This window comes from Pseudomonas sp. MWU12-2020, from assembly GCF_023100605.1.
Lineage (GTDB): Bacteria > Pseudomonadota > Gammaproteobacteria > Pseudomonadales > Pseudomonadaceae > Aquipseudomonas > Aquipseudomonas fluorescens_H.
This window is the reverse complement of sequence record NZ_JALMEX010000005.1, coordinates 444,614-460,897: the sequence shown is the minus strand read 5'-3', so window position 1 is coordinate 460,897 and position 16,284 is coordinate 444,614. Positions and strand designations below refer to the sequence as shown.

Genomic DNA, 16,284 nt, shown 5'->3' with positions numbered 1-16,284 from the left:
CCGATCAGCCGATTGGGCTTTTGACTTTTTCAGCCCCGGCCAATCGCAAAACCGCATTTCCCCCCATTGACTCTCCCCCGACGTTCGACGCCAGCAAAGCCGATTTGCTAGAGTGCGGTGCTTGTCCCGCTCAAGAAAACGCCTTTGCGATGCTGCCCCGCGCCGAACAGAAACAACAGACCCGCAACGCCCTGATGGACGCCGCCCGCCATTTGATGGAAAGCGGCCGAGGATTCGGCAGCCTGAGCCTGCGCGAAGTGACCAAGACCGCCGGCATCGTGCCCACCGGTTTCTATCGGCATTTCGCCGACATGGACGAGCTGGGTCTGGTACTGGTCAGTGAAGTCGGCCAGACCTTCCGCGAAACCATCCGCCTGGTGCGCCACAACGAATTCGTCATGGGCGGCATTATCGATGCGTCGGTGCGGATCTTCCTCGACGTGGTCAGCGCCAACCGTTCGCAATTCCTGTTTCTCGCCCGCGAGCAGTACGGCGGCTCGCAGCCGGTGCGTCAGGCGATTGGCCGACTGCGCGAAAACATCAGCGCCGACCTCGCGGCCGACCTGAGGCTGATGCCCAAGCTGCAGCACCTGGACGCGGCCGGCCTGAGCGTGATCGCCGACCTGATCGTCAAATCGGTGTTCGCCACCCTGCCGGACATCATCGACCCGCCCGCCGAAGCCCTGCCGGACCATCTGACGCCACAGGCAAAGATCACCCAGCAACTGCGCTTCATCTTTATCGGTCTCAAGCACTGGCAAGGGCTGGGCAGTACCGAGTAACTCGCCTTTTTTCAAACATAACGCAAATCCCCTGTGGGAGCGGGCTTGCTCGCGAAAGCGGTGTATCAGTCAACAATAAAGTGACTGACCTACCGCTTTCGCGAGCAAGCCCGCTCCCACATTGGTTTTGCGCCGCCCATATTTGGTGCATGTAAAAATCTTCACGCACCAAAACCTTCCAAAATTCTGCAACATCTTGAAACATCCACTACGCTCCGACAGGGATTTCCTACATCTCGGCCGGTTGGCAAGCCCCTTGCTCTAGCCCTCTCTACAAGTCCACTGCTGGAAGCTTTCCGATGCTGGTGATTCATCGCAGAATCGACCCTCAACCTGTCTGGTCCGCCGAGTTGCACCTGACCTTCGAAGCGCGGAGCAAGAGCCGTTTGCGCTGTTTCAGTGCCGATGGCGAAGACGTCGGGTTGTTTCTGGAGCGCGGTCAGGCACCGTTATATGACGGCGAATGCCTGCAGGCCGAAGACGGCCGCATCGTTCGCGTCTGCGCTCGCCCCGAGCAACTGCTCCACGTCACCTGCGCCAACGCCTTCGAACTGACCCGCGCCGCCTATCACCTCGGTAACCGCCACGTTGCCCTGCAAGTCGGCGACGGCTGGCTGCGCCTGCTTGACGATTACGTGCTCAAGGCGATGCTCGAACAGCTCGGTGCGCAGGTCGAAGCGATTGAAGCGCCGTTCCAGCCGGAACACGGTGCCTACGGCGGCGGCCATCATCATTCGCGGCACGGCGACGAGGACTTCAACTACGCGCCGAAACTGCACCAGTTCGGCGTTCGTTTATGAACCCAGCCTGGGCGCTGTTGCGCCTGGCCAGTCCGCAACTGCCGATTGGCGGCTACAGCTATTCGCAAGGCCTGGAAATGGCGGTGGATAACGGCCGCGTGCACAACCTGGACAGTGCCCGGCGCTGGATCAGCGATCAATTGCTGCTCAACCTCGCGCGTTTCGAGGCGCCGCTGCTGCTCGCCCATTGTCAGGCCGCTGCCGACGAAAACTGGCCCGAGTTGCTGCGTATTTGCGAAACCCACCGGGCCAGCCGCGAGACCCGCGAACTGCATCTGGAGAGCCGGCAGATGGGTTACTCACTGCAGCAGTTGCTCAACGGTCTGCCGGAACTCGACGCGCCGGCCCGCAGCTTTCTTGAGCAATGCGCGGAACCGCACCTGGCCCTCGGCTGGGCACTGGCTGCCCGCGCCTGGCAGATCAGCCCGCAGGACGCCCTCGCCGCGTGGCTGTGGAGCTGGCTGGAAAACCAGCTCGCGGTGCTGATGAAAACCCTGCCGCTGGGCCAGCAAGCCGCCCAGCGCCTGACCAGCGAATTGCTGCCGCTGTTGCAACAGGCGCAGCAGGACGCCAGCCAAATCAATCCCGAACACCTCGGCAGCGCCGCGTTCGGCCTGTCCCTGGCGTGCATGGCGCATGAGCGCCAGTACAGCCGACTTTTCCGTTCCTAGGGCCCTGTCATCTTGGAGAAGCACATGAACACACAACCCCTGCGCGTCGGCATCGGCGGCCCGGTCGGTTCCGGCAAAACCGCGTTGACCCTGGCCCTGTGCCTGGCGCTGCGCGACCGCTATAACCTGGCCGTCGTCACCAACGACATCTATACCCGCGAAGACGCCGACTTTCTGGTGCGCAACGAAGCGCTGGCGCCGGAGCGGATCATCGGCGTGGAGACCGGCGGCTGCCCGCACACGGCAATCCGCGAAGACGCCTCGATCAACCTCGAAGCGGTCGATCAACTGAACCGGCGCTTTCCGGGGCTGGACCTGATTCTGGTGGAGTCCGGCGGCGACAACCTGTCGGCGACCTTCAGCCCGGAGCTGTCGGACCTGACCATCTACGTGATCGACGTCTCGGCCGGCGACAAACTGCCACGCAAGGGCGGCCCGGGGATCTGCAAGTCCGACCTGCTGGTGATCAACAAAATCGACCTGGCGCCGCTGGTCGGTGCCTCGCTGGAAATGATGGATAGCGACACCAAGCGCATGCGCAACGGCAAGCCATTCGTCTTCAGCAACCAGAAAACCGGCCAGGGCCTGGAAGACATCATCGCCTTCATCGAGCGCCAGGGCCTGCTGAACGCCGCCTGATTCAATGACCAACAAGGAAGCTTATCCATGACACTCAAACGCATTCTCGGCGCCGTGGCGCTGCTGCTGACCCCGGCCCTGGCCTTCGCCCACCCGGGCCACGGCGACAGCGGCTTGATCGCCGGCATCAGCCACCCGATCGGCGGCCTCGACCACTTGCTGGCGATGGTTGCGGTCGGCCTGTGGGCCGCGCAGCAGCAAGGCGCGGCACGCTGGGCGCTGCCCTGCACATTCGTCGGCACCATGCTGATCGGCGGCATGCTCGGTTTTGAAGGGCTGCAACTGCCGGCGCTGGAAAGCGGGATTGCGGCTTCGGTGCTGGCGCTGGGCCTGGCCGTGGCATTGGCGGTGCGTCCGCCGCTGGTAATGGCGGTGGCGGCGACGGCGTTGTTTGCGCTGTTCCATGGTGTGGCGCATGGCCTGGAACTGCCGGACATGAGCAGCCCTTGGGCGTATGCCGCCGGTTTCGTCGCGGCGACTGCGGCGCTGCATGCGGCGGGTTATGGCCTGGTGCGCGTGTTGCCTCAGGCTGCTGCACCATTGGTGCGAGTGGCGGGGGCTGCTTCGGCGGTGACCGGTGCATGGTTGCTGGCCGGCTGATCTTTATCGCCTGAACCGGCCTCTTCGCGAGCAGGCTCGCTCCCACAGGTTTTGTGTACGCTACAAATCCACCGTGGGAGCGGGCTTGCTCGCGAAGGCGGACTGACAGACACCGCGTCTCATCAGGCCGTCGCTCTGCTACCATGTCGCGCAATCGCCCCAGCCGTGACGACGTCCGCCAATGCCCCATGCTTCCCGCTCCACCTCTCTGCCCGAATTGACCGCCCTGTTCAGTGATGTGCAACAGCACTTTCTGAACGTGATCGTGCCGCTCTGGCAAGGCCCGGGCTGGAACGCCGACATGGCGCTGCCCTACGAAGCACTGGACGCCGCACACCAGCCGCTGCCGCCGCAACGCTACCGGGCGATGGCCTGCGCACGGCAGCTGTACCTGTTTTCCAGCCTGATCGGGGTTGTGGATAACGCCGAGGTGCGCGCCGCCGCGCTGTTCCGCTCGCTGCAACGGCATTTCCACGACGCCGAGCACGGCGGCTGGTTCTACAGCATCGACGCGCAAGGCAAGCCGCTGGATCAGCGCAAGGATCTCTACACCCACGCTTTCATCCTGTTCGCCTGCGCCCATTACTGGGCCAAGTCCCGTGAGCCGCTGGTGGAGTCCACACTCAACGCCGCACTGGAAGTCATCGCCCGGCGCTTCACCACCGGTGACGGCCTGTACGAAGCGTGCCTGGACCGCGACTGGATCACCCTGCAAACCGGCCCGCTGCAAAACCCGCTGATGCACCTGGCCGAGGCGTTCCTCGCCACCCTCGCGGTACGTGAGGACGCGGCGACGCAGCAAGCGCTGGTGGAGTTATGCACAGCCATGCACAAGCAGTTCGTCGACCCGCAACATGGCGTGTTGATGGAGAAACCACTGGGGGCTGTGGATAACTGGTACGAGCCGGGGCATCAGTTCGAATGGTATTTCCTGCTCGAGTCTTCAGCCCTGCTGCGTGGTTCGAAACTGCATACAGCGCTGGACCGGGCATTCGCTTTCACCGAGCAATTCGGCGTTGAACAACCTTCAGGTGCGGTGCGGGCGATGCTCGATCTGCAACTGGACGGTCGCCCGAAAGATTCGACTCAGCGGATCTGGGCGCAGGCTGAATACCTGCGCGCGCTGACCTTGCGTGCGGGCAGCGAAGCTACAGTGTTGCGCCAGTTGCAGGCGCTGCAACAGCGATTTCTGCATGTGGGCGGGTGGCATGAATGCCGGGATGAACAGGGAGAGGTCAGCCGCAAGGACATGCCTTCGACGACGCCTTATCACTTGGCGACGTGCTACAGCGGTTTAGCCGAATATCTGAACTAACTGACTGAACCTATCCTGTGGCGAGGGAGCTTGCTCCCGCTTGAGTGCGCAGCACTCACAAAAATCTGGGGCCGCTTCGCAGCCCAGCGCGAGCAAGCTCGCTCGCCACAGGAGATTCAGCAGCTCTGAATCAGGCAATCCACTGCTTGTCACCGGTGAAGCTGATGGTCAACCAGCGCGCCGCATCCGGCTCGCCAAGCTGCGCCGAAATCTCCTCACGCAACGCATCCAGCTGCCCCACGCTCTGCAGCCGGTAATCCGCCGGCAACACCACATGAATCTCGATGAACCGCGCCCGCCCGTGCTTCTGCACGTAGGTCACGTAATCGTCGAAACCATGCTCGACCTTTGCCGCCTCCATCACCTGGCGCACCTGATCATCCAGGGTGTCCGGGGCAATACCCAGTACATCGCGCAACGCCGGGCCGAGGATCTTGAACGCCGGTGGCAACATGGTCAGCGCCAGGACGATCAGGATCAGCGGGTCGACAAACTTCGCCCACTCGTCAAAGCCCTGGGCCTTGAGCAGCAACGCGGCGAGAAAACTGATCAACAGGCCGACCGAGAGCATCGCATCCACCAGCCAGCTGATGTTGTCGAACTGGATCAGGCTGGACTTGAGCTTGCGATTGCGCCGACGCACGTAGAAGAAGTAGGCGAACTCGACGACGGTGAACACCGCCGCATAAATGATCACCAAGCCCAGTTCGATCTCGCGGCCGCCGTTGATGATGCCGAACACACCGTTGAGAAAGGCATAGATCGCGATCAACAGCAGGAAGCTGCCTTCGATCAGCAGCACCATCGGCTCCAGATGCCAGAAACCGAACTGGAAGCGGTGATTGCTCTCTTTGGCGATCAGCCGGGCGGTGATCAGCATCAGCACTTTGATGAACGTTGCGATCAGCGAGAAAAAACCATCGAAAAGGATGGATTGGGAACCTGAAACAAAACCGGTAGCGATCCCGGCAATCGACACCGCGAACATCAGGATGGTCGATTGTTTGAGCAGTGACTGCTCACCTCGGTTACTCACTTTAACTCCTCGAAAACCTTGAAAACCGCAGGGTGCGGTGGGGTTGTTGCGAGGAGAGTTTACCTTATCGGTATTTATTGCCTGTGACGGCCCCTTCGCGAGCAAGCTCGCTCCCACATGAGACCGCGATCAAATGTGGGAGCGAGCTTGCTCGCGAATGGCCTCAACGCGGTGTCAGGCCTTGTTACGCTCGATCGCAAACCCGGCCCAGGTCTGGCTCACCGGCATCAGCTCCAGGCTGTTGATGTTGATGTGTGCTGGCGCGTTGAGTACCCAGAAGATGGTCTCGGCGATGTCCTGCGGCTGGATCGGCTCGGCCCCGGCGTAGGTCGCGTTGTAGCGCTCCTGATCACCGGCAAAACGCACCAGCGAAAATTCGCTTTCGCACAGGCCGGGCTCGATGTTGCTGACGCGCACGCCAGTGCCCTGCAGGTCGCAGCGCAGGTTCAGCGAGAATTGCTTGACGAACGCCTTGGTCGCGCCATACACGTGGCTGCCCGGGTACGGGTAGTTACCGGCGATGGAGCCGAGGTTGACGATGCCGGCGCCACGGCCGTGGGCGATCAACCGTGGCAACAGCAGACGGGTGCTGTACATCAGGCCTTTGACGTTGGTATCGACCATGGTGTCCCAGTCGTCGAGGTCGCATTTGGGCGCCGGATCGACGCCCAGCGCCAGCCCGGCGTTGTTGATCAGGCCACGCAGCTTGGCGAACGACGGCGGCAGATTGGCAATTGCCTCTTCCATCGCCTTGCGGTCACGCACGTCGAGCACCAGACCATGCACTTCGGTCTGCTTCGACAGTTCTGCGCACAGCGCATTGAGGCGTTCCTCACGACGACCGGTCAGCACCAGTTTCCAGCCTGCCTCGGCAAAACGACGGGCGCAGGCTTCACCAAAACCGGACGTCGCGCCGGTAATAAACAGGGTGTTGGACATCGTGTTCTCCTTGCATCGACCGCCGTGCGGTCATTGGAATGGACAATCAGCAGGCAGCATGCCCGGCCCCGCTTTAACCGGCAACCACCGAATCCTGCTCATTAATTGATCAATGGCCGCCACGCCATATGCACCGTGGCCTGTAGCCATGTGCACGCATGTTATCCACAGCCCCTTCCACAGTTTCCGGGGGCAAGTGAAAAAGCGTAAAGCCGCGCCACACAAGGCTTTGCGGGCGAAATAGAAAGTTTTTTGCTTGACCCTGATCTGGCAGTTGTGCCGGTGATGGCATTCTGCACGACTGCACGGTCACAGCAGTCTTTGCGCGAGGCCAGTAATCACGGTGCTCCGCGCGGTCTTTCCAGAGTTTAATCACAGACTTATCCACAAGCTTGCGCACATGGAATTGCCGATTCTTCAGCGGCCATAAAAAGGTTGACAAAGGCGTCTATCGTTATCGCAAAAGCACCTGATCAAAAAACAATCACCACGCTACAAGCCACGGTTCCAATGGCTTGCAGACAGCTACACCCACGTTATTCACAGCCAGCTCCACAGCAAACGGGGACAAGTCGAAACTGTGGAAAAACAGCCATTTGCAGCGTCTATATGTCGCGCTTCGGCAGGTGTGGGAATTTGTTTTCCACAATTCTGAAATCTGGCGTAGATCAACTGTGGGAGCGGGCTTGCTCGCGAAGAGGGTGTGTCATCAAACACGGCGTTATCTGACACACCCTCTTCGCGAGCAAGCCCGCTCCCACAAGGGACTTGTGCTGGACTTGAGATGTAAAAAGCCCCGGGACTTTCGTCGCGGGGCTTGTGGACAACGCATGAAGAATCAGTGCCCGCCCAGATAGGCGTTACGCACCTCCTCATTCACCAGCAGCTCTTTACCAGTGCCAGTCAGGCGAATCTCGCCGTTGACCATCACGTACGCCCGATCCGACAGCTTCAGCGCATGGTTGGCGTTCTGCTCGACGAGGAAAATGGTCATGCCGGTTTTCGCCAGTTCCCGCAGGGTGGCGAAGATCTGTTTCACCACGATCGGCGCCAGGCCCAGGCTCGGTTCATCGAGCAGCAGCAGTTTCGGCCGGCTCATCAGCGCACGGGCGATGGCGAGCATTTGCTGCTCGCCGCCGGACATGGTCATCGCCCGCTGGGTACGGCGCTCTTCGAGCCGCGGGAACAGCTCGAACATGCGCTGCATATCCTCCTTGGCGTACTTGTCGCCAATCGGGATGGTGCCCATCAGCAGGTTCTCCTCGACAGTCATGTCGGGGAAAACCCGTCGTCCTTCCGGCGACTGCGCGATGCCGTTGGAGGCGATGTAGTGCGAGGACTTGTGGGTGATGTCGACGCCTTGATAGAGGATCTGCCCGCCCGCCGCGCGCGGCTGGCCGAAGATCGACATCAGCAGCGTCGATTTACCCGCGCCGTTGGAACCGATCAGGCTGACGGTCTCGCCTTCGTTGATCTGCAGCGACACGCCTTTGAGGGCCTGGATCGGGCCGTAAAACACGTCCAGGTCTTTCAGTTCGAGGATCGGTTTGCTCATACCAGCTCCTCTTCGTCGGCGCCCAGGTAGGCGGCAATCACTTTTGGATCATGGCGGATCGCGTCGGGCCCGCCTTCGGCGATGACCACGCCGTGATCCAGCACCACGATGTGGTCGGAAATGCTCATGACCATGCCCATGTCGTGTTCGATCAGCACTACGGTCAGATCGTGCTCGTCGCGCAGCAGCCGGATCATCGCGCTCAGCGCTTCGGTTTCCTGAGGGTTGAGGCCGGCGGCCGGTTCGTCGAGGCAGATGATCTGCGGCCGCGTGCACATGGCCCGGGCGATCTCCAGACGGCGTTGCTGACCGTAGGACAGTTCACCGGCCAGACGGTTGGCGCAGTCCACCAGATCGACCACTTCCAGCCAGTAGAAGGCGCAGTCCAGGGCATCGCTTTCGGCCTTGCGGTAGCCCTTGGTGTTGAGGATGCCGGCGAGCATGTTGCGGTTGACCCACATGTGCTGCGCCACCAACAGGTTTTCCAGCACCGACATTTCCTTGAACAGGCGAATGTTCTGGAACGTCCGGGCCAGGCCGGCGCGGTTCACCAGGTGCGTACCGCCGAACATCTTGTAGTACAGGCGACTGAGGAAGCTTTTCGGCGACACGAAGTCGGTCGGCTTGAACGATTCGCCCAGTAGCTGGATGACGTTGGTCTGCTTGCCGCGCACGTTGAGTTCGATCTTGCCGCCGGAGGCCTTGTAGAAACCGGTCAGGCAGTTGAACACCGTGGTCTTGCCGGCGCCGTTGGGGCCGATCAGAGCGAAGATCGAGTTGCGTTTGACCTTGAGACTGACATCGCTCAAGGCCTTGATGCCACCGAAGTGCATCATCAGTTTTTCCACAGAGAGTACGACTTCACTCATGGCGCAGTCCTCTCATAGTGAATGGCACCTTTGCGTGGAGTGACCCCGGTACGGCTGATGCGGATCAGCCCGCGTGGTCGCCAGATCATCATCAACACCATCAGAATGCCGAACAGCAGCACGCGGTATTCGGCGAAGCCGCGCAGCAGTTCCGGGGCAACCGTCAGCACGAACGCTGCAATCACCACGCCGATGGTCGAGCCCATGCCGCCGAGCACGACGATGGCGAGGATCAGCGCCGACTCGAAGAAGGTGAACGAGGTCGGGTTGACGAAGCCTTGATAGGTGGCAAAGAACACCCCGGCCAGACCCGCCGTCGATGCGCCAATGGTGAACGCCGAGAGCTTGACCAGCACGTGGTTCAGGCCCATCGAGCGGCAGGCGATTTCGTCTTCGCGCAAGGCTTCCCAGGCGCGGCCCACCGGCATTTTCACCAGACGATGCTTGATGTACAGCACGGCCAGCACCACCAGGAACAACACCGCGTAGATGAAGTAATACTTCACGTCCGGGTTGTAGGCGATGCCGAAGAACTCATGGAACGGCACCCCGCCATCCTTGGCCCGTTTGCCGAATTCCAGGCCGAAGAACGTCGGCAGTGGCGCCGGCATCCCGTTCGGACCGCCGGTCAGCGACAGCCAGTTGTTGAGGATCAGGCGGATGATTTCACCGAAGCCCAGGGTCACGATCGCCAGATAGTCACCGTGCAGACGCAGCACCGGGAAACCGAGAATGCAGCCGGCCAGGCCCGCGGTGATCGCCGCCAGTGGCAACACGGTCCAGAAGCCCAGCCCGAGGTATTGATAACCCAGCGCCAGACCGTAGGCACCGATGGCGTAGAACGCCACGTAACCGAGGTCGAGCAGGCCGGCCAGACCGACCACGATGTTCAGCCCCAGCCCCAGCAGCACGTAGATCAACCCGAGGATGACCACGCCCAGCAGGTACGAGTTGGAGACAAACGGCACGATGACCGCGAGCACAATCAGCAGCGGGATGATCCAGCGCAGGCGTGATTTGTGATCGGCAGGCAGCACATGCACACCGGAGCCGGTGCTCTCGAATCCGTCGAGAATCTTCAGGCCCCTGGGCGTTTGCAGAAACAGACTCAAGGCAAAACGGCCAATCATCACGATGCCGATAAGCCACGCGACGCGGGTCGGCTCAAGATTGAAGCTGTAGCCTTCGAGCACGACGCCGACAATCGGGCCGAACACGATCAGGGCAATGAGGCCGGCAAGAATCGCCTCAACCAGACTTTTTTTGATATCGATGGATTTTTGGGTGGTTGAAGACATCGCTTACACCTTCGACACAAGAGGACGGCCCAACAGACCCTGAGGCCGGAAGACCAGAACAAGTACGAGCAGCGAGAAGCTGAACACGTCTTTGTAGTCGGAGTTGACCAGGCCCGAGAACAGCGACTCGGAGATCCCGAGAATGATCCCGCCGAGCATCGCGCCGGGCAGTGAGCCGATCCCGCCCAGCACGGCGGCGGTGAACGCCTTGATGCCGATGACGAAGCCTGCGTAGAAGTCGAACGTGCCGTAGTTCATGGTGATCAGCACGCCGGCCAGGGCCGCCATCGCTGCACCGATGATGAACACGTAGGAAATCACCCGGTCGGTGTTGATCCCGAGAATCGAAGCCATCTTGCGGTCTTGCTGGGTGGCGCGGCACATGCGGCCGAGCTTGGTGTACTTGATCACGTAGGTCAGCAGGCCCATACCGACGAACGCGGCGACCAGAATGAACACCTTGGTGTAGGTGAGCTGGACGAAACCTGTGCCGACGTCGATGCGCCAGGCACCGGTGAGCAGCGTCGGAACACCCTGTTGGCGGGCGCCCTGGCTGATCTGGGCATAGTTTTGCAAGATCAGGGAGATGCCGATGGCGCTGATCAGCGGTGCCAGTCGGGTGGAGTTGCGCAGAGGTTTGTAGGCGACGCGTTCGATTACCCAGCCATAGACGCCGGTGACGACGATGGTGAAGACCAGCGTGCCGAGCATCAACAGCGGGAAGGATTCGATACCGAAGTAAGCCAGCAGAGCCAGACTGATTGCCGCGAGGTAAGCGGAAATCATGTAAACCTCGCCGTGGGCGAAGTTGATCATGCCGATGATGCCGTAGACCATTGTGTAGCCGATGGCGATCAGGCCATAGACCGACCCGAGGGTCAGGCCGTTGACCAGTTGCTGCAGGAAAATACCATCCATAACGCAATCTCACGCAATGAGAACCTGCCCACCGGAGCGGGCGGTTCTTCTAGGAAAAATACAGATTTACGTCGGAGCAATGCAGACACGTTCCCCCCAACACCATCGCCTCCTGTGGGAGCGGGCTTGCTCGCGAAAGCGGTGTATCAGCTACCGTTGATGGCGACTGACACCCCGCATTCGCGAGCAAGCCCGCTCCCACAGGGGTTCATGGTGTTCGGATGATCACGTCAGCCCTTACTTCTGTTTTTCCAGCTGATGGTATTTGCCGTCCTTGTCCCACTGGTAAACCACGTAGTCAGAGACTTTCAGGTCGCCTTTCTTGTCCCAGGACTTCTCGCCCATGACGGTTTTCACCGGGTTGGCCTTCAGCCACTCGGCGGCTTTTTCGCCACTGTTGGACTTGGCGCCATTGAAACCGGCCGCCAGGGCCTGAATCGAAGCGTAGGCGTACAGGGTGTAGCCTTCAGGTTCAGTCCCGGCCTTGCGGAACTGCTCGACCACGGCCTTGCTTTCCGGCAGCAGGCGCGGGTCGGCGCCGAAGGTCATCAGCACGCCGTCGACGTATTGCGGGCCGCCGGCGGTGGTCACCAGTTCGTCGGTGACGATGCCGTCGTCAGACATGAACTTCACGTCTTTCAGGCCTTCGGTGCGCAGTTGCTTGACCAGTGGGCCGGCTTCCGGGTGCAGACCGCCGAAGTACACGACGTCGGCGCCAGCGGCGCGGATCTTGGTGACCAGGGCGCTGAAATCTTTCTCGCCGCGGGTCAGGCCTTCGTAGATCACCGGGGTCACGCCGCGTTTGATCAACTGAGCCTTGGTCGCATCGGCCAGACCTTGACCGTAGGTGTCCTTGTCGTGGATCACCGCGACTTTCTTGCCCTTGAGCACGTCGACGATGTAGTCGCCAGCGACAATGCCTTGCTGGTCGTCACGCCCGCACATGCGGAACATCGCGCTCAGACCGCGCTCGGTCACCTGCGGGTTGGTGGAGCCCGGGGTGATCGCGATAACGCCGGCTTCGTCGTAGATTTCCGAGGCTGGAATGGTGGAGGAAGAGCAGAAGTGACCGACCACGCCGGCGACTTTCTGGTTCACCAGGTCCTTGGCAACCGTCACCGCCTGCTTCGGTTCGCAGGCGTCATCGCCCTTGACCAGTACGATTTTCTCGCCGTTGACGCCGCCCGCCGCGTTGACCGCGTCCGCCGCTGCCTGTGCACCCTTCATGTACTGCTCGCCAAATGCCGCGTTGGCGCCAGTCATTGGACCCGCTACACCGATTTTCACATCAGCTTGAGCAAACGCAGAAACACCCAACGCAGTAGCCACTGCGAGGGCCAGAAAGCCTTTCTTGTAAAACGTCTGGGACATGAGGTGGTGCTCCAAGGTTTTTTTTAGTTGGCACTGCGACTTCACTTCACTGAATGCTCTGAGCAAGCGCCGTGCCATCGGTTTTTTATTCTTCAAAAAGTCGCTGCTTTCTTGTTATTTCGACTGTTTCGTTCCCATTTTCATTGGGCGTGCAACCGTCTAAACCGCGGAAGGTGAAACCTTTTTAAATCTGAGGCGCAACCCGCTTGCGCCATCATTGCAACCGCGGCACCAAACGACGTGCAACCAGCCTGTAACAGCTCGCGTCACCGAACTGCACACTGCTGGTGCGGGACTGCTACAACCCGCACCATTACAGGCTAGTCGCTGCATCGAAAAGCGCCGCTTCCGGCAACATATTTCAACACTCAAATCACGATGCGCAGGCACTGGCCCGCGTGATACAGCGAGAACCCGGCCTCGTACAGGCAACTGCGCAGGCCGACACCGGCCAGGGGCTGCATCGGTGCGAAGGGGATCGGCAGGGCTTGAGGATTTCCGTTACACAGGTAGTCGGCGAAAGCTTTGCCGACCACGGTGCCGGTGGTCACGCCACGGCCGTTGTAACCGGTGACGGCCACCAGTCCGGGCGCCGGCTCGAACAGCCGCATCAGATGATCGGGGGTGAAGGCGATGCGCCCGGTCCAGGTGCATTCCCATTCCACCGGTTTCAGGTTGGGGAAGTAGTGCTGCTGCACCCTGTCGGCCCAGGCTTTGAGGAACCACGTCGGTTTCTGATTGCCGTTGCCCAGGCTGCCGAGCAACAACCGGCCATCCTTGTCACGACGGATGCTGCTCAGCACCTGCCGCGTGTCCCACGAGCCCTGCCCGCCGGGGAGAATGTCATGGGCCGCGTCTTCGGTCAGCGGCACCGAAGCGACCTGATAGTAGTAACCGGGGAAGAAATTGCGCTTGAGTTCGGTCCAGTCGCCTTCGGTGTAGGCGTTGGAGGCGATCACCACTTGCTCGGCGAGCACCGAACCGTGCTCGGTCTGCACTGACCATTGCTGGCCCACGCGCTCAAGACGGGTCACTGGCGAGTGATCGAACATCTGCCCGCCCAGCCCCTTCACCGCGTTGGCGAGGCCAGTGACATAAGCCATCGGGTTGAGCGTGCCGGCACGCCGGTCGAGCAGTGCGGCGGCAATCTTCTGCGTACCGGTGGCTTGTTCGCAGGCCTTGCCGGTGAGCAGCTCGACCGGCGCCCCGCGGCGCTTCCATTGTTGCTCGCGACTGCGCAGATCCGCTTCGCCCTTGGCGTTGTGCGCCATGTGCAGGGTGCCTTCGCGGCGCAACTGGCAATCAATGTTGTATTTATCCACAAGGCTGAACACCAGCGCCGGCGCCGCCCCGAGCATGCGGTTGAGCTGACTGCCGACCGCTTCGCCGAATCCGGCTTCGATCTCGTCCGGCGGGATCCACATGCCGGCGTTGACCAGCCCGACGTTGCGTCCGGAGCCGCCATGCCCGGCGCGATGCGCTTCGAGCACGCAGACGCTTTTGCCCTTCTCCAACAGATGCAGCGCCGCCGACAACCCGGTAAACCCGGCGCCGATCACGCAGACATCGACTTTGACCTCGCCCCGTAGCGCGGTGTTATCCGGGCGTTGCGGCGTGAGTTTTTCCCACAGACATTCTTCGCGTAACGGCATTGCCAGACTCCAACAGAAACCTGCCAAACACACTGCTGATCCTGTGGGATAAAGCCCTGTGGCGAGGGGATTTATCCCCGATCGGTTGCATAGCAACCGTAAAACCAGTGCATGCGGTGTATCTGAAACTCCGCGATTGCATGTTTTGGGGCCGCTGCGCAGCCCATCGGGGATAAATCCCCTCACCACAAAAGCCCGCTCCCAGGATCTGCTTCATTCCAAACTCAGTCGAAGGTGATGCCCTGCGCCAGCGGCAGCTCCAGCGAGTAGTTCACGGTATTGGTCTGGCGGCGCATGTACGCGCGCCAGGCGTCGGAGCCCGACTCACGACCGCCACCGGTTTCTTTCTCGCCACCAAACGCGCCGCCGATTTCCGCGCCGCTCGGGCCGATGTTGACGTTGGCGATGCCGCAGTCGCTGCCGACCGCCGACATGAACTGCTCGGCCTCGCGCACGTCGGTGGTGAAGATGCACGACGACAGGCCTTGCGGCACCGCATTGTTCAGGCGCAGCGCTTCCTGGAAGTCGCTGTAGCCGACCACGTAGAGGATCGGCGCAAAGGTTTCGCTGCAGACCACGTCGCTCTGCTCCGGCATTTCGACGATGGCCGGTGACACGTAGTAGGCGTTGGGGAACTGCTCTTCCAGCTGACGCTTGCCGCCGAACACCCGGCCACCCTCGCTCAGCGCCTGTTCCAGCGCGTCCTGCATGTTTTCGAAGCTGTGTTTGTCGATCAGCGGGCCGACCAGATTGCCTTCCAGCGGATGGCCGATGCGCACTTTGGCGTACGCGGCCTTGAGGCGGGTGACGATTTCTTCCTTCACCGACTCATGGGCGATCAGGCGACGCAGGGTGGTGCAACGCTGACCGGCGGTGCCGACCGCACTGAACAGAATGGCGCGCACGGCCATGTCCAGATCGGCGCTCGGGCCGAGGATCATCGCGTTGTTGCCGCCCAGTTCGAGGATGCTGCGGGCGAAACGCGCGGCGACTTTCGGCGCCACTTCGCGGCCCATGCGGGTGCTGCCGGTGGCGCTGATCAGCGCGACACGCGGGTCATCCACCAGCGCTTCGCCGGCATCACGGCCACCGATGATCACCTGGCACAGGTGCGCCGGCGCATCGCTGAAATTCTTCACCACACGCTCGAACAGCGCCTGACAGGCCAGTGCGGTCAGCGGGGTTTTCTCCGACGGTTTCCACACCACCGGGTTGCCGCAGACCAGCGCCAGCGTGGTGTTCCACGCCCACACCGCGACCGGGAAGTTGAACGCACTGATCACGCCGACCACGCCCAGCGGATGCCAGGTTTCACGCATGTGGTGGCCCGGGCGCTCGGAAGCGATGGTCAAGCCGTACAACTGACGGGACAGACCGACGGCGAAGTCGCAGATGTCGATCATCTCCTGCACTTCACCGAGGCCTTCCTGAGTGATCTTGCCCGCCTCCCACGACACGAGTTCGCCGAGGTCAGCCTTGTACTCACGCAGCACTTCGCCGAACTGACGCACCAGCTCGCCGCGGCGCGGCGCCGGCACCTTGCGCCATTGCTCGAAAGCATGATCTGCGCGACTGATGTGCTGCTCGACTTCGGCCGGGCCTTCCCAGTTCACGGCGGCGATGCGGCTGCCGTCGATGGGCGAATGCACCGGCACTTTGCCGTTCTGGTACAGGGCCGGGTTCACACCAAGACGATCAAGCAATGCGGCAACCATGGGTCACTCCTCAAGCGAAAAACTGAATGTGTGCGGACGCATTGTCGCGACCGGGCAGGCCTTTAGTTGTAGCGTCAGTACGGCGAGGCAACAAACGACCTTTACGCGAGATATCATTCCGTTT

15 protein-coding genes are annotated in these 16,284 nt (G+C 61.3%); 6 read left to right on the top strand and 9 right to left on the bottom strand.

What is annotated here, in order from left to right:
• The first annotated feature begins 149 nt into the window (after positions 1 to 149).
• The 6 genes from M0814_RS14910 to M0814_RS14885 all read left to right on the top strand — a co-directional run bounded on the left by M0814_RS14910 (position 150) and on the right by M0814_RS14885 (position 4,807).
• Complete coding sequence (locus tag M0814_RS14910; RefSeq protein WP_103486492.1) at positions 150 to 782, top strand: TetR family transcriptional regulator; 633 nt, start codon at positions 150 to 152, stop codon at positions 780 to 782.
• A 299-nt stretch (positions 783 to 1,081) separates the two neighbouring features.
• Positions 1,082 to 1,582 carry an urease accessory protein UreE gene (gene ureE / locus M0814_RS14905; RefSeq protein WP_003221180.1) on the top strand — a complete coding sequence of 167 codons (501 nt, stop codon included), beginning with the start codon at positions 1,082 to 1,084 and terminating at the stop codon, positions 1,580 to 1,582.
• Positions 1,579 to 2,253: an urease accessory protein UreF gene (locus M0814_RS14900; protein ID WP_103486490.1), complete on the top strand. Its 675-nt coding sequence runs from the start codon at positions 1,579 to 1,581 to the stop codon at positions 2,251 to 2,253. The genes ureE and M0814_RS14900 overlap by 4 nt, the downstream gene beginning before the upstream one ends.
• A 24-nt stretch (positions 2,254 to 2,277) precedes the next feature.
• Positions 2,278 to 2,892 carry an urease accessory protein UreG gene (gene ureG / locus M0814_RS14895; RefSeq protein WP_003221176.1) on the top strand — a complete coding sequence of 205 codons (615 nt, stop codon included), beginning with the start codon at positions 2,278 to 2,280 and terminating at the stop codon, positions 2,890 to 2,892.
• 27 nt (positions 2,893 to 2,919) lie between these two features.
• The gene (locus M0814_RS14890; protein WP_003221174.1) at positions 2,920 to 3,492 is read left to right on the top strand and encodes a HupE/UreJ family protein; all 573 of its coding nucleotides are present in this window, start codon (positions 2,920 to 2,922) and stop codon (positions 3,490 to 3,492) included.
• Positions 3,493 to 3,673: 181 nt separating this feature from the next.
• Positions 3,674 to 4,807, top strand: a complete 1,134-nt coding sequence (locus tag M0814_RS14885) for an AGE family epimerase/isomerase (protein WP_103486489.1) — start codon at positions 3,674 to 3,676, stop codon at positions 4,805 to 4,807.
• A gap of 130 nt (positions 4,808 to 4,937) precedes the next feature.
• Here the strand turns inward: M0814_RS14885 and M0814_RS14880 are convergent, their stop codons facing one another.
• The 9 genes from M0814_RS14880 to M0814_RS14840 form a co-directional block, all read right to left on the bottom strand.
• Positions 4,938 to 5,843 carry a cation diffusion facilitator family transporter gene (locus tag M0814_RS14880; protein ID WP_103485080.1) on the bottom strand — a complete coding sequence of 302 codons (906 nt, stop codon included), beginning with the start codon at positions 5,841 to 5,843 and terminating at the stop codon, positions 4,938 to 4,940.
• Between the two features lie 174 nt (positions 5,844 to 6,017).
• Positions 6,018 to 6,782 carry an SDR family oxidoreductase gene (locus M0814_RS14875; protein ID WP_003221168.1) on the bottom strand — a complete coding sequence of 255 codons (765 nt, stop codon included), beginning with the start codon at positions 6,780 to 6,782 and terminating at the stop codon, positions 6,018 to 6,020.
• Positions 6,783 to 7,620: 838 nt separating this feature from the next.
• Complete coding sequence (locus M0814_RS14870) at positions 7,621 to 8,337, bottom strand: ABC transporter ATP-binding protein (protein WP_047600666.1); 717 nt, start codon at positions 8,335 to 8,337, stop codon at positions 7,621 to 7,623.
• Positions 8,334 to 9,206 (bottom strand): ATP-binding cassette domain-containing protein, encoded by an 873-nt coding sequence (locus M0814_RS14865; RefSeq protein ID WP_103485078.1) that lies wholly within the window; start codon positions 9,204 to 9,206, stop codon positions 8,334 to 8,336. Before M0814_RS14865 ends, M0814_RS14870 begins: the two co-directional genes overlap by 4 nt.
• Positions 9,203 to 10,504 (bottom strand): high-affinity branched-chain amino acid ABC transporter permease LivM, encoded by a 1,302-nt coding sequence (livM, locus tag M0814_RS14860; protein ID WP_103485077.1) that lies wholly within the window; start codon positions 10,502 to 10,504, stop codon positions 9,203 to 9,205. The genes M0814_RS14865 and livM overlap by 4 nt, the downstream gene beginning before the upstream one ends.
• 3 nt (positions 10,505 to 10,507) lie before the next feature.
• Complete coding sequence (locus tag M0814_RS14855) at positions 10,508 to 11,422, bottom strand: branched-chain amino acid ABC transporter permease (protein ID WP_003221160.1); 915 nt, start codon at positions 11,420 to 11,422, stop codon at positions 10,508 to 10,510.
• Positions 11,423 to 11,659: 237 nt separating this feature from the next.
• A complete protein-coding gene (locus M0814_RS14850; protein WP_103485076.1) occupies positions 11,660 to 12,793 on the bottom strand; it encodes an ABC transporter substrate-binding protein in 1,134 nt (377 codons plus the stop codon).
• Positions 12,794 to 13,161: 368 nt separating this feature from the next.
• The gene (locus M0814_RS14845; protein ID WP_103485075.1) at positions 13,162 to 14,445 is read right to left on the bottom strand and encodes an FAD-binding oxidoreductase; all 1,284 of its coding nucleotides are present in this window, start codon (positions 14,443 to 14,445) and stop codon (positions 13,162 to 13,164) included.
• A 224-nt stretch (positions 14,446 to 14,669) separates the two neighbouring features.
• Positions 14,670 to 16,160, bottom strand: coding sequence for an aldehyde dehydrogenase family protein (locus tag M0814_RS14840; protein WP_103485074.1), 1,491 nt, complete (start codon positions 16,158 to 16,160; stop codon positions 14,670 to 14,672).
• Between the last annotated feature and the right edge of the window lie 124 nt (positions 16,161 to 16,284).